Source organism: Pinisolibacter sp. DMC100 (assembly GCF_056313705.1).
The window spans coordinates 548,349-561,139 of the sequence record NZ_JBQUZT010000002.1 but is presented as its reverse complement, the minus strand read 5'-3'; the positions used below and the strand labels follow the sequence as shown (position 1 = coordinate 561,139).

General features: G+C 69.5%; 11 protein-coding genes. 2 read left to right on the top strand and 9 right to left on the bottom strand.

Going from position 1 to position 12,791, the window contains the following annotated elements; genetic code table 11:
* Window position 1: 1 nt before the first annotated feature.
* From sseA to ACT541_RS11445, 5 genes are all read right to left on the bottom strand, one after another.
* Window positions 2-853, bottom strand: a complete 852-nt coding sequence (gene sseA, locus ACT541_RS11465; RefSeq protein WP_476136949.1) for a 3-mercaptopyruvate sulfurtransferase — start codon at window positions 851-853, stop codon at window positions 2-4.
* Between the two features lie 18 nt (window positions 854-871).
* A complete protein-coding gene (locus ACT541_RS11460) occupies window positions 872-1,606 on the bottom strand; it encodes an alanyl-tRNA editing protein (RefSeq protein ID WP_476136947.1) in 735 nt (244 codons plus the stop codon).
* 40 nt (window positions 1,607-1,646) lie between these two features.
* The gene (locus ACT541_RS11455) at window positions 1,647-2,708 is read right to left on the bottom strand and encodes a cysteine synthase A (RefSeq protein ID WP_476136945.1); all 1,062 of its coding nucleotides are present in this window, start codon (window positions 2,706-2,708) and stop codon (window positions 1,647-1,649) included.
* 143 nt (window positions 2,709-2,851) lie between these two features.
* Window positions 2,852-4,432, bottom strand: a complete 1,581-nt coding sequence (locus ACT541_RS11450; RefSeq protein ID WP_476136943.1) for an MFS transporter — start codon at window positions 4,430-4,432, stop codon at window positions 2,852-2,854.
* Window positions 4,433-4,603: 171 nt separating this feature from the next.
* Window positions 4,604-6,043: a cryptochrome/photolyase family protein gene (locus ACT541_RS11445; protein ID WP_476136941.1), complete on the bottom strand. Its 1,440-nt coding sequence runs from the start codon at window positions 6,041-6,043 to the stop codon at window positions 4,604-4,606.
* 371 nt (window positions 6,044-6,414) lie between these two features.
* On the opposite strand from ACT541_RS11445, the gene ACT541_RS11440 reads away from it, so the two are divergent.
* Together ACT541_RS11440 and ACT541_RS11435 are read left to right on the top strand one after the other, a co-directional pair.
* Window positions 6,415-8,085, top strand: coding sequence for a methyl-accepting chemotaxis protein (locus tag ACT541_RS11440; RefSeq protein WP_476136939.1), 1,671 nt, complete (start codon window positions 6,415-6,417; stop codon window positions 8,083-8,085).
* 158 nt (window positions 8,086-8,243) lie between these two features.
* Window positions 8,244-8,654 (top strand): DUF2147 domain-containing protein, encoded by a 411-nt coding sequence (locus ACT541_RS11435; RefSeq protein ID WP_476136937.1) that lies wholly within the window; start codon window positions 8,244-8,246, stop codon window positions 8,652-8,654.
* A gap of 19 nt (window positions 8,655-8,673) precedes the next feature.
* Here ACT541_RS11435 and ACT541_RS11430 read toward each other — a convergent pair whose 3' ends face one another.
* From ACT541_RS11430 to gabT, 4 genes are all read right to left on the bottom strand, one after another.
* Entirely contained in the window at window positions 8,674-8,934 is a 261-nt protein-coding gene (locus ACT541_RS11430; RefSeq protein ID WP_476136935.1) for a hypothetical protein, read from the bottom strand.
* 164 nt (window positions 8,935-9,098) lie between these two features.
* Window positions 9,099-9,614 carry a hypothetical protein gene (locus ACT541_RS11425; RefSeq protein ID WP_476136933.1) on the bottom strand — a complete coding sequence of 172 codons (516 nt, stop codon included), beginning with the start codon at window positions 9,612-9,614 and terminating at the stop codon, window positions 9,099-9,101.
* A 246-nt stretch (window positions 9,615-9,860) separates the two neighbouring features.
* Window positions 9,861-11,342 (bottom strand): NAD-dependent succinate-semialdehyde dehydrogenase, encoded by a 1,482-nt coding sequence (locus ACT541_RS11420; protein ID WP_476136931.1) that lies wholly within the window; start codon window positions 11,340-11,342, stop codon window positions 9,861-9,863.
* 129 nt (window positions 11,343-11,471) lie between these two features.
* Window positions 11,472-12,758, bottom strand: coding sequence for a 4-aminobutyrate--2-oxoglutarate transaminase (gabT, locus tag ACT541_RS11415; protein ID WP_476136929.1), 1,287 nt, complete (start codon window positions 12,756-12,758; stop codon window positions 11,472-11,474).
* Between the last annotated feature and the right edge of the window lie 33 nt (window positions 12,759-12,791).

The following is a 12,791-nucleotide window of genomic DNA, read 5'->3' as shown; positions in this document are numbered from 1 at the left end:
CTCAGGCCCCGGTGACGACCGTCGTCTTCGGCGAACCGCCCCATTCGGTCCACGAGCCGTCGTAGAGCGCCATGCGGTTACGCGGCACGCCGAGGCTCTCGAGCGCCATCCACAGGATCGCCGCCGACACGCCCGAGCCGCAGGACGTGACGATCGGTCGATCGAGATCGACCGCGGCGAAGGCGGCCCGCAGCGTCGCCTCGTCGGCGAGGCGGCCGTCCGCGACGATCGCCGAATGCGGCACGTTCTTCGCCCCCGGCATGTGGCCGGCGCGCAGACCCGCCCGCGGCTCCGGCGCCTCGCCGGCGAAACGTACCGCCGAACGGGCATCGACCACCGTCGCCGAACCCGTCGACAGCACCTCGACGACGCCGTCGAGATCGGCGATCCGGCCGGTGTCGATCATCACACGGAAGGTCGCGGGCGCGGGCACCTCGGGCGCCGCCGTGTCGAGCGGGCGTCCCTCCGCCTTCCACTTCGGCAGGCCGCCGTCGAGGATGCGGACGTTCTTCGCGCCGTAGACCGTCAGGTTCCACCAAACGCGCGGGGCGGAGAAGAAGCCGGCGCCGTCGTAGACGACGATCTCGGCCGTCTCGGAGATCCCGAGCGCACCGACGGCGGCCGCGAAGGCTTCGGCGCCGGCCAGCATGTGCGGCAGGTCGGTCGAATGATCGGCGATGGCGTCGAGGTCGAAATGGACGGCGCCGGGGATGCGTTCCGCTTCCCATTCGGCGCGGCCGGAGCGGTTCTCCGCCGGCATGTACCAGGAGGCGTCGACGATCACGAGACCGGGCGTGCCCAGCCGCGCGGCGAGGTCTTCGGTCGAGATCAGCAGCTTCGAACGGTCGGTCATGAGTGTCTCTCTGTCGTGTCAGACGAAACGAACGCGGACGCGGCGGTTGATCTTGCCCTTCTTCTCGATCTTGGCGATCGAGAAACGGCCGATCTCGCCGGTCGAGCGAACATGGGTGCCGCCGCAGGGCTGGAGATCGATCGAGGCGTCGCGCGGTCCGACGCGCACCAGCCGCACCCGGCCGGAGCCGCGCGGCGGGGCGACCGACATGGTCTTCACCAGCTCCGGATTGGCGTCGAGTTCGGCGTCGGTGATCCAGTCGAAGGTGACCGGCGCATCCGCCGCGACCAGTTCGGCGAGCCGGGCGTCGAGCGCGTCGCGGTCGAGATCGGCGTCGGGAATGTCGAAGTCGAGCCGGCCTTCCTCCTCACCGACCGCGCCGCCGGTGACGGGAAAGGGCAGCACGACGGAGAGGAGATGCAGCGCCGTGTGCATGCGCATCAGCTTGTGGCGACGGTCCCAGTCGAGTTCGAGCGTGACCTTCGTGCCGGGTTCCGGCAGCGGCATGCCCTCGGTCGCAACATGGGCGATCGCCGTCTTGCTCTGGTCCTCCCAGACCGTGGTGACGATGCCCGTCTCGGTGCCGTCGGCCCACACCATGCGGCCGCAGTCGCCGGGCTGGCCGCCGCCGGTCGGGTAGAAGATCGTCCGGTCGAGGATGATGCCGCCCTTCTCGCCGCGGCCGATCACGGTCGCGTCGCAAGATTTCGCATAGGCATCGTCGCGGAAGACGGGTTCGGTCGCGGGAAACATGGCGCCTCTCGATCGGGTCGGGCTGGAGGCGCCGATGGGATCACGAGACGGGCTCGAAGGGAACCGCGATTTGCGACTTGCGGGTCAGCCATTCGGGGATGGGCAGCCCCTTCTCGGCGAGGAAGGCGGGGTTCCACAGCTTCGACTGATAACGCCCGCCATTGTCGCAGAGGATCGTCACGATGGTGTGGCCGGGGCCGAGATCGCGGGCGAGCCGCTTGGCGCCGGCGATGTTGACGCCCGACGAGCCGCCGAGCACCAGACCCTCGTGTTCGGCGAGGTCGAAGATCTCGCGGAGCGCCTCGTCGTCGGCGATGCGATAGGCGCGATCGACCGGCGCGCCCTCGAGGTTCGCGGTGATGCGGCCCTGGCCGATGCCCTCGGTGATCGACGAGCCCTCGGCCTTCAGGACGCCGTTGACGTACCACTCGTAGAGCGCCGCGCCGTGCGGATCGGCGAGTGCGATCGTCACGTCGGCGCGCTTGGCCTTGAGGCCGAGGCCGACGCCGGCCAGCGTGCCGCCCGAACCGACGGCGGCGACGAAACCGTCGACACGGCCCTCGGTCTGCGCCCAGATCTCTTCCGCCGTCGTCTCGAGGTGGGCCTGCCGGTTGGCGACGTTGTCGAACTGGTTCGCCCAGACGGCGCCGTTCGGCTCGGTCCTGGCGAGTTCCTCGGCGAGGCGGCCGGAGAGGCGGACGTAGTTGTTGGGGTTCTTGTAGGGCGCGGCCGGCACCTCGACGAGCTCGGCGCCGGCGAGCCGCAGCGCGTCCTTCTTTTCCTGGGACTGGGTCTCGGGAATGACGATGACGGTCCTGAAGCCCAGCGCCGAGGCGACCAGGGCCAAGCCGATGCCGGTGTTGCCGGCGGTGCCCTCGACGATCGTGCCGCCGGGGCGGAGCTGGCCGCGGGCGATGGCGTCACGGACGATCCACAGCGCCGCCCGGTCCTTGACCGACTGGCCGGGGTTCATGAACTCCGCCTTGCCGAGGATCTCGCAGCCGGTCTCGGCCGAGGCGCGGTTGAGTCGGATCAGCGGCGTGTTGCCGATCGCCTCGATCACGTCGCGACGGACGGGCGGAACCCACGCGGGAGAAGTCATGCCGGAATACCTCGACGAGCCACGCCCCTCGCGCAGCCTCGCGCCGGATCATGCCGCGTCGACGGGTGCGCGCGAAGGCATGTCGTTCCGAATTCCGGCCCCTCGGAAGAATGCGATGCTCGAGGTCGGTCGGTGCCGCCGGCTCAGCCGTGGGCGGCGCCGTTTCCGTTTCCGTTTCCGTTCTCGCGCATCCTCTGCTCGATCTCGGCGCGGAGCCTCGCCTGTTCCTCGGCGCCGATCGGGAAGTTCCAGACGAGGCGGACGGCGGCGAGCTTCAGCAGGATCGGCACGACGCAGTAGAGGAAGATCAGCGTCCAGGTGGCGAGCGGCGACTGCTTCACCGGCTTGTCGGCGTCGGGGGCGTGGTGCTTGCGCTTCTTCGGCGGCACCGCCGGCTTCTCGACCTCGGCGGGTGCGATGACGGCGCCTTCGCTCGGCGCGTGGGTCATCACGTGGATCTCGCCCTTCGACAGCGTGTCGGGGACGTGATCGCCCTTGTCGTAGCCGACGATGCCGAGCAGGACGAAGCCGATGCCGAGCGCGATCGACAGGGCAATCTTGTTGGCGAGCGCCCAGGAGGCGAAATAGAAGCCGGTGTGCTGTTCGCCCGAGCGCGCGGTGTCGACGTCGATGACGTCGGCCTGCATCGACACCGGCAGCATCAGGTCGGCGCCGACCGACATGCCGGCGAGCATCATGATGACGCCGAAGGCATAGACCGCGTTCTCGCCGAGCACGTCGTAACCGGCGAAGGGCGACCAGATGAAGCCGGTACAGGCGGTGAGCATGGCGAAGCTCCAGGCGCGGTGCTTGGAGGTCTTCTTGGAGACCCACAGCCACAGCGGCGTCGAGAGCACGCCGAACAGGAAGTAGAGCAGCAGGAACAGCCGCTGCGTCTCTTCGTTGCCGTGGACGTAGTCGCGCACGTAGTAGAGCAGCAGCGTCGCCGGCACGCCGTTGCCCATGTTGGCGAGCGCGTAGGCGCCGAGCAGGCGGACGAAGTGTTCGTTCTTGAGCAGCCCCTTGAGGCCCTCGACGAAATTCAGGTGGGTGCGCGCCACGTGCTTGGGCTCGGGCACCGAGAAGACGGTGAAGGCGGCGAAGGCGGGCAGCGTCGCGGCGACCAGCACCGACAGCGCGATCAGCACCGAGGTGTCGCCGTGGAACCCGGCGCGCGACAGCACGAAGGGCAGACCCGTCGCCACCAGCGTGCCGATCACCGCGAAGACCTCGCGGGCGGCGAAGATGCGGTTGCGGCCGTAGTAGCTGGTCGAGACCTCGGCGCCCCACGACAGATGCGACAGCGACAGCGCGGTGTAGCCGACCGACAGCATCATCGACCAGACGAAGAACCACAGGCCGGAGATCCATGCGTTGTCGAACGCCATGATCGGCCAGGGGTTGAAGACGAAGAGCGCGCCCAGCGTCGTCGGGATCGCCGCGAGGCCGAACCACGTCCGCCGCCGGCCCCAGCGCGGGCTGGTGTGGTCGGCGTAGTAGCCCACGAAGGGATCGAGGAAGGCGTCGATCAGCCGGACGATGGTGATGATCGCCCCGACCGCGATGAACGAGAGGCCGACGTTCTCGGCGTAGAACTTCGGAACCAGGATCACGAAGGGAAGCTGGAAGGCTGCGACGGGCAGCGCCGGCAGCGCGAAGGCCAAGAGCCGGCCGAGGCCCAGTTCCGACGAACCGTTCGCGTTCGTCGCCGGGGATTTCTTCACGGACATCTCGGGGGATCTCGCTCGCTTTCGTCGTCGGTTCCGACCGCGCCCGACGGACGGGTCCTCTGACCCTCGGGCGACGCACCGCTTCTCGCCCGAAAGACTTGCCCCATCGGTTGCCGCGCTGTCAATCGATCCGCGGAAATCTGCCGTTCGTGAGCCGTCTTCCGATCACCCCGCCGCCGTCGCCGCGAAGGCGTCGAGCGCGCGGGCGCGAACGGTCGCATGGTCGACGATCGGCCGCGGATAGGTGTCGTCGAGCCGCACGCCGGCGGCCCGGAGCACCAGCATCGGCGCCTTCCACGGCGCATGGATGGCGTCGGTCGGCAGTTGCGCCAGTTCCGGCACGAAGCGGCGGATGTAGGCCCCGTCGGGATCGAAGGTCTCCGACTGGGTGATCGGGTTGAAGATGCGGAAATAGGGCGCGGCGTCGGCGCCGCAGCCCGCCACCCACTGCCAGCCGGCCGGGTTGTTGGCGGGACAGGCGTCGACCAGCGTGTCCCAGAACCAGCGTTCACCGTGGCGCCAGTCGATCAGCCCGTGCTTGGCGAGGAAGGAGGCGACGACCATGCGCACGCGATTGTGCATCCACCCCGTCTGCCACAGCTGCCGCATGCCGGCGTCGACCAGCGGATAGCCCGTCCGCCCGCGTCGCCAGGCGGCGAGGAAGGTCGGATCGTCGCGCCACACGAAGGCGTCGAAACGCGGCTGGAACGACCGCTCCTCGAGGTCGGGGAAGTGGTACATCAGGTGATGGCTGAACTCCCGCCAGCCGAGCTCGGCGCGAAACTTCTCCACCGACGCCGTCGGCCGCTCCGCCGCCACCGCCTCGACCGCCGCCCAGACGCGGAAGGGTGAGATCTCGCCGAATCGCAGATGCGGCGACAGGCGCGACACGGCCTCCAGGTCGGGTCGGTCGCGGTCTTCTGCATAGGAATATATTCCTTCGCGCAGGAAGATCGCCAGCCGCGCCGCCGCACCGGTCTCGCCGGGCGTCCAGGTCGCGGCGAGGCCGCCGGACCAGTCGGGCGCGGTCGGCGTCAGGCCCCAGGCGTCGAGATCGTCTGAGGCGATCGTCAGGGCAGGGGCGGCGATCCGCGCTGGCGCATCGGAGGGCGCGCGCGGCGCGGCACCGGCGCGGCAGGCCCGCCAGAACGGCGTGAAGACGCGGTAGGGGCCGCCGGCTCCGGTGCGGGTCGCGTCCGGTTCGAACAGCACCGAGCCGTGGAAGTGCGCGACCTCGATCCCGCGGCCAGTGAGATCCGCCTCGAGTTCGCGGTCGATCGCCACGTCCGCCCCGCCGTAGCGGCGGTTCCAGTAGACCGCCTCGGCGCCGGTCTCCTCGACCACGGCGGGCACGACGACGCTCGCCGGCCCGCGCCGGAGGACGAGGCGGCCGCCGCGCGCCTCGAGTGCGCGGGCGAGCGAGCGCAGCGACCGATCGAGCCACCAGCGCGCCGCGCCGCCGAGCGGCCGCAGGCCGGGCGACGACTCGTCGAGCACCCACAGGGCCACGACCGGTCGGCCGCTCGCCACCGCTCGCTGCAGTGCGGGATGATCGTCGAGCCTCAGGTCGTCGCGAAACCAGACGATCGCGGGGCGGGCGCCCATGTCCGAATCTCCTTGCCTCGACGATCACTCTGGATCGCCGATCCACGTCGAGCAAATCATCGCGTTACGATCGTCCAACGACGTCTTCGCGGGGCGTCGGACACATGCGATATTTCAGATCCCGGAATATTACGTAGCGGAAATGCGTTCGGATCACCACGCGACCTCCGACTTTGGGTCGAAGTCACTGCGAATTCTGGAATTTTAACCGATCGCTAACGCGGGGGCGAGCAACACTGTCCGAACGAGAGACGGCAGGGCGGAATCGAGACATGTTTCACTTCGGATCGAAGGCAAGAGCGCGCCGGGACGACGACCTGAAGACCGGAATGCCGCTCGCACCCTCCCCGGTAGACGAAGTTAAGACGGCCGTGACAGCCGACGTGCCGCAGTCCTCGACGCGCGACGTCGTCGAACTGCTCGAGGCCGACCTGCACCGCGCCGGACGCCGCATGGAAGGCGAGGGGCGCAAGACCAAGGAGCGTGTCGGCGAAGCGATCGTCATCATCGACGACCTGCGCCAAGAGGCGGAAGGCCTGGTCGACCAGACCGAGACCGCCAAGCGCAACCTCTCGATGTTGGCCGAGGGCTTCGACGAACTACATCAGACCGCCGAGGAGATCGGCCGCCGCGCCGAGACCTCGCAGCGCCTCGTCGACGACGCGGTGGAGGTCGCCAAGGTCGCCGCCGCCTCGGTCGCCGAACTCAAGGTGGCGATCGAACAGATTCAGGCGGTCGTCGCGTTGATCTCCGACGTCGCCGGCCAGACCAATCTCCTCGCCCTCAACGCCACCATCGAAGCGGCACGGGCCGGCGCCGCCGGCCGCGGCTTCGCCGTCGTCGCCTCCGAGGTCAAGGCCCTGTCGGTCGAAACCCAGAAGGCGACCAACGAGATCGGCGCCACCATCGGCCGCCTGCGCGCCACGGCGGAAGCCAACATCACCGCGGTCGACCGCATCGTCGGTCTGGTCGGCGAGATCGGCCCGGTCTTCGGCGAGGTCTCCCAGTCCGTCCGCATGCAGATCGGCACGACCGCCGAGATCGGCCGCTCGACCAACGAGACGGTCCATTTCGCGGAAGCCGTCGCCAACCGCGCCCGCCAGATGAGCGAAGGCATGGCGCGTGCCGCCGAACTCGGCCGCGACGTCGCCGGCGCCACCGACACGATGAACGGCGCGGTCGCGAGCATGAACCGGCAGCTCGTCACGGTCCTGCGCCAGACCCCCGAGGCCGATCGCCGCCGTCACGACCGTTGGCCGGTCGAGAAGCGCGGCCGGGTCACCGTCTCCGGTCGCACCGTCGGATTCCGCACCATCGATCTGTCGCTCGGCGGCGCCCTGATCGTCCCCGAAGGCGATCTGCCGGCGCCGATCGGCGCACGTTTCGACCTCGACGTCTCGGGTCTCGGCGGCTTCGTCGGGACTCTGGTCGGCCGCTCGGCCAACGGACTGCACGTCAGGTTCTCCGAGCTCGGCGGCGAGCAGGAGACGCGTCTGGCGGCGGAGATCGCCCGTCTCGACGCCGATTTCCGTCCGATGATCGAGCGCGCCGAACGTGCCGCCGAACGCATCCGCGGCGCCATCGAGGCGGCGGTGTCGGGCGGTCAACTGTCGCTCGCCGACCTCTTCGACACCAACTATCGCGAGATCCCCGGTTCGGCGCCGGTCCAGTACGAGACCGCGGCGCTGACCGTGCTCGATCGCATCCTGCCACCGGTGCAGGAGGCGGTCCTCACGGAGGACGGACGCATGGCCTTCTGCGCCGCCGTCGACATCAACGGCTGGCTGCCGGTCCACAACCGGATCTATTCGCAGCCGCAGCGCCCCGGCGACGTCCTGTGGAACACCGCCAACAGCCGCAATCGCCGCATCTACGACGACCGCACCGGCCTGCTCGCCGCCCGCAACACGCGGCCCTTCCTGGTGCAGTCCTACCTGCGCGACCTCGGCGGCGGCAAGATCGTGCCGATGAAGGAGATCGACATTCCGCTGGTGATCCAGGGGCGTCACTGGGGCGGCCTGCGGTCGGCCTACGCCATGTGACGGTGTCCGCGAAGGTCCGTCGAAAATCGCCAGGGGCGCCGGGAAACCGGCGCCTTTTCGCGTTCCGTACCGGCCTCGGCGCCCCCGGCATCGTCTTTACTTTCCAGGAAAAGAACGTACCATTACGTCAACAATAACCCGTGGAGGAAACGACGGACATGAAGACCCTTTTCGCGGCATCGATCATCGGCGGCCTGTTGCTCGCCGCGGGTGCGGCCCAGGCCGCAGAACCGACCGGCACGTGGCTGCGCGCCAGCGGTTCGTCGAAGATCCGCATCGACAAGTGTGGCGCGGCGCTCTGTGGCACCGTGGTGTGGGAACAGTCGCCGCGCAAGGACACGTTCAATCCCGATCCGGCCCGGCGCAACGACCCGATCACCGGTCGCAAGGTGATCCTCGGCATGAAGCCGGACGGCGCCGATCGCTGGAAGGGCGAGGTCTACAATGCCGAGGACGGCAAGACCTACACCGGCTATCTGACGCTGACGGGCACGGATTCGCTCAAGCTGCAGGGCTGCGTGCTCGGCGGCCTGATCTGCAAGTCGGACACCTGGTCGCGCGCCAACTGACGACCCCCGCGGGGAGGCGTCACGTCTCCCCGCCCTGTCCGGCCTCGCCGCCGCCGCCGGCCCCCGCCTCCTGCACGAGCCGGACGACGACCGTCTTCGGGCGGTTGAAGTGCTGGGCGCCCTCTTCCTGCGCCAGGATCCAGTCGATCCCCCTGACGACCCAGCGCTCGGGCCGCACCCGGCCGTAGCGCGTCATCACCATGGTCTCGCCGATCCGCGGAAGGGTCTCCGGCATCCGGCCGAGCAGGCGTCTGCCGTCGAGGTCGTAGAAGAGGTCCATGGCGAATCTCGCGTGAGAATGTCGATCGCCCGACATTCCAGCGTCTGCACGCTGGCGCCGCAAGAGCGGCATGGTCGCATTCGCCGGTTCGCGGGTCCCGCCGACGAAAAAGGCCGGCAGAAAACTGCCGGCCTTCGTGACGGGTCGCGCGTGCGGTCGGGCGATCAGCCGTTGCCGCCGCCCAGCGCCTTGTTGCACTGCGAGTAGTAGCCGCCGCCCTTCTCGATCCACTTCAGGCCGCCGTTGCCGTTGGTGGCCTTGTTGGCGTTGTACTGGTCGAGGCAGGTGTGCATGCGCTGCTTGCCGGCGCTCTCCTTGGCGTACTTCGGATCGACCGCGGCCGGGAACTTGGCGGCACCGGCGGCGGCAGGAGCGGCGACGGCGGGCTTCGCCGGTGCCGCCGGGGCCGCGGCAGGCTTGGCCGGGGTCGCGGGCGCGGCAGCGGCCGGAGCCGCAGCAGCCGGCGCGGCGGCGGGCTTCGCGGCGGCCTTCGCCTTGCGGCAGTCGGCGAGATAGCTGTTCCAGGTCTGGCCGGGCTTGACCTGCTTGGATTCCTTCAGCTGCTGCCACTCGGCGCCGCAGGCCTTCATCACGTCGGCCTGGGCGAACGCGGAGGCCGAACCGACGACCACGGCGGCAGCGAAGAACACGGAACCAATTCCTAAGGACCGACGGACCATTGCGGCCTCCCTCGAGACTGTCGCGCCGCGTGCGCGGCGGGCCCCCTCTCGCATGATCGCGCGAGAGGTCGAGCGAGGTGCAGCATCGACGAGATTCGTGTAGTTTTCCAGTCCGTAACGTGGCGAAAACCCGTACGAACCCGAAGCGCACACCATACGTTCGTCGTAGCCGAGGTCCGCACCTCACGCGGCGTCGGGAAAAGCGGTTCCGGCCGCCCTCGGGGGAGCGGCCGGAACGGGGTGTTTTCAGGCGCCGAGACCGGCCACCAGCATGTACTTCTTCTCGAGGAACTCCTCGATGCCGTGGTGCGAGCCCTCGCGCGAGTTGCCGCTCTCCTTGATGCCGCCGAAGGGGGCGAGCTCGGAGGAGAGGATGCCCGAGTTGATGCCGACCATGCCGTATTCGAGCCCTTCGCCGACCCGGAACACCCGGCCGACGTCGCGGGTGTAGACATAGGCGGCGAGGCCGAACTCGGTGGCGTTGGCGGCGTCGATGGCTTCCTTCTCGGTCTCGAAGCGGAAGACCGGGGCGAGAGGGCCGAAGGTCTCCTCGCGCGCCACCGCCATGTCGGCGGTCACGCCGGCGAGCACGGTCGGCTCGAAGAAGGTGCGACCGAGGGCATGGCGATTGCCGCCGGTCACGACCGACGCGCCCTTGGCGCGGGCATCGGCGACGTGGCGCTCGACCTTGGCGATCGCCTCGTCGTTGATCAGCGGCCCCTGGACGACGCCGTCCTCGGTGCCGACGCCGACCTTGAGCTTCGCCACGGCGGCGGAGAGCTTGGCGACGAATGCGTCGTAGACGCCGGCCTGGGCATAGATGCGGTTGGCGCAGACGCAGGTCTGGCCGGCGTTGCGGAACTTGGCGATCAGCGCGCCCTCGACCGCCGCGTCGACGTCGGCGTCGTCGAACACCAGGAACGGCGCGTTGCCGCCGAGTTCCAGCGCGACCTTCTTCACCGTGCCGGCCGACTGGCGCATCAGCAGCTTGCCGACTTCCGTCGAGCCGGTGAAGCCGACGACGCGGACGGCCGGATGCGAGGTCAGCACGCCGCCGATCGCCGGGGCGTCGCCGGTGATGACGTTGAAGACGCCCTTGGGGATGCCGGCGCGCTCGGCGAGCACGCAGAGCGCCAGCGCCGACAGCGGCGTCTCCGGCGCCGGCTTGACCACCACCGAGCAACCGGCGGCGAGAGCCGGCGACACCTTGCGGGTGATCATCGCCGAGGGGAAGTTCCACGGCGTGATCGCCGCGACCACGCCGACCGGCTGACGGATGACGAGAACGCGCGCGTCGGCCCGGTGGGTCGGCAGCGTCTCGCCGCGGATGCGCTTGGCTTCCTCGGCGTAGAACTCGACGTAGGCTGCGCCGTAGTCGATCTCGCCGCGGGCCTCGGCCAGCGGCTTGCCCTGCTCGGCGGTCAGGATCATCGCCAGATCGTCACGGTTCTCGGTGATGAGATCGAACCAGCGGCGCAGGATCTTCGAGCGTTCCTTGGCGAGCTTGGCGGCCCAGGCCGGCATGGCGGCAGCCGCCGCCTCGACCGCGGCGGTCGCCTCGGCCGCGCCGAAGCGCGGCACCAGGGCGAGGCGCGCGCCGGTCGCCGGATCGTCGACCGGGTCGACGCCTTCGCCGACGAAGGCACCGTCGATCCAGCACTGCGTGGCCAAGAGGGAGGGATCCCGCAGGCGATCCGCCAGCGGCTTCAAGGAAACGGCGATGTTCATGGCTTCTCCTCGCGGTCCCGTCCGACCGCTGCGCAAGGGCGGAAACGAACCGCCGGCGATCCCGGACGCGATGCCGGGATCGTCGATGGTCGTGTCGGGGAACGCCGATCGATCCGATCGGCGTCCGGATCAGGCGCGGGCGGCGACCAGCGCGGTCTCGAGCGCCTTCAGGCCGTCCTCGAGGACGGCGTCGGAGACGGTCAGCGGCACCAGGATGCGGATCACGTTGCCGTGGACGCCGCAGGACAGCAGGATCAGGCCGGCCTCGAGGGCGGCGGCGGTCACCCGCTTGGTGGCGTCGGCATCCGGCTCGTAGGCGCCGTGCGACTTGACGATGTCAAAGCCGATCATCGCGCCGCGACCGCGGATGGCGGTGATCGGAACGATGTCGTTGCGGGTCGCGAGCGCCTCGAGGCGGCCCTTGATCGCGGCGCCGATGGCGTTGGCGCGATCGAGCAGCTTCTCCTGGTCGATGACGTCGAGGACGGCGAGCGCGGCGGCGCAGGCGAGCGGGCTGCCGGCATAGGTGCCGCCGAGGCCGCCCGGCTCCGGCGCGTCCATGATGTGGGCGCGGCCCATGACGCCGGAGATCGGGAAGCCGCCGCCGAGCGACTTGGCCATGGTGACGAGGTCCGGCTCGACGCCGGTGTGCTCGATGGCGAAGAGCTTGCCGGTGCGGCCGAAGCCGGTCTGCACCTCGTCGGCGACCAGAACGATGCCGTGCTCGTCGCAGATCTTGCGCAGCGCCTGGAACAGCTCGGTCGGGGTCTCGTAGAAGCCGCCTTCGCCCTGCACCGGCTCGACCACGATCGCGGCGACGCGCTCGGGCTCGACGTCGGCGCGGAAGAGGAAGCCGAGCGCGTCGAGCGCCTGCTTCACGGTGACGCCCTGGGCCTCGTTCGGGAAGGGCAGGTGCCACACCTCGGCCGGCATCGGGCCGAACTTCTTCTTGTAGGGCAGAACCTTGCCGGTCATCGCCATGGTCAGCATGGTGCGGCCGTGGAAGGCGCCGGTGAAGGTGATGACGCCCGAGCGGCCGGTGTGGGCACGCGCGATCTTCACCGCGTTCTCGAGCGCCTCGCCGCCGGTCGTGAAGAAGATGGTCTTGGCCGGGCCGGAGAAGGGCGCGCGCGCGTTCAGCTTCTCGGCGAGCTCGATGTAGCTCTCGTAGGCGTTGACCTGGAAGGCGGTGTGGGTGAAGCGGCCGAGCTGCGCCTCGACGGCGGCGACCACCTTCGGGTGGCGATGGCCGGTGTTGAGAACCGCGATGCCGCCGGCGAAGTCGACGTAGCGCTTGCCCTCGACGTCCCAGATCTCGGCGTTTTCGGCGCGATCGGCATAGACGGGAGTCGCGGTGGCGACGCCCCGCGGAACGGCTGCGGCGCGGCGGGCGAGGAGATCGGCGTTGGTGGTCATGGTGGCGCTCTGTCCCGGTGGGTGAAGAAGCCC

What these genes read in the sequence shown, in the direction of transcription:
- ACT541_RS11425 (WP_476136933.1), bottom strand. Translation starts at nt 9,614, where the DNA reads ATGGTCCGTCGGTCCTTAGGAATTGGTTCCGTGTTCTTCGCTGCCGCC.
- ACT541_RS11445 (WP_476136941.1), bottom strand. Translation starts at nt 6,043, where the DNA reads ATGGGCGCCCGCCCCGCGATCGTCTGGTTTCGCGACGACCTGAGGCTC.
- ACT541_RS11455 (WP_476136945.1), bottom strand. Translation starts at nt 2,708, where the DNA reads ATGACTTCTCCCGCGTGGGTTCCGCCCGTCCGTCGCGACGTGATCGAG.
- gabT (WP_476136929.1), bottom strand. Translation starts at nt 12,758, where the DNA reads ATGACCACCAACGCCGATCTCCTCGCCCGCCGCGCCGCAGCCGTTCCG.
- ACT541_RS11420 (WP_476136931.1), bottom strand. Translation starts at nt 11,342, where the DNA reads ATGAACATCGCCGTTTCCTTGAAGCCGCTGGCGGATCGCCTGCGGGAT.
- ACT541_RS11430 (WP_476136935.1), bottom strand. Translation starts at nt 8,934, where the DNA reads ATGGACCTCTTCTACGACCTCGACGGCAGACGCCTGCTCGGCCGGATG.
- sseA (WP_476136949.1), bottom strand. Translation starts at nt 853, where the DNA reads ATGACCGACCGTTCGAAGCTGCTGATCTCGACCGAAGACCTCGCCGCG.
- ACT541_RS11460 (WP_476136947.1), bottom strand. Translation starts at nt 1,606, where the DNA reads ATGTTTCCCGCGACCGAACCCGTCTTCCGCGACGATGCCTATGCGAAA.
- ACT541_RS11435 (WP_476136937.1), top strand. Translation starts at nt 8,244, where the DNA reads ATGAAGACCCTTTTCGCGGCATCGATCATCGGCGGCCTGTTGCTCGCC.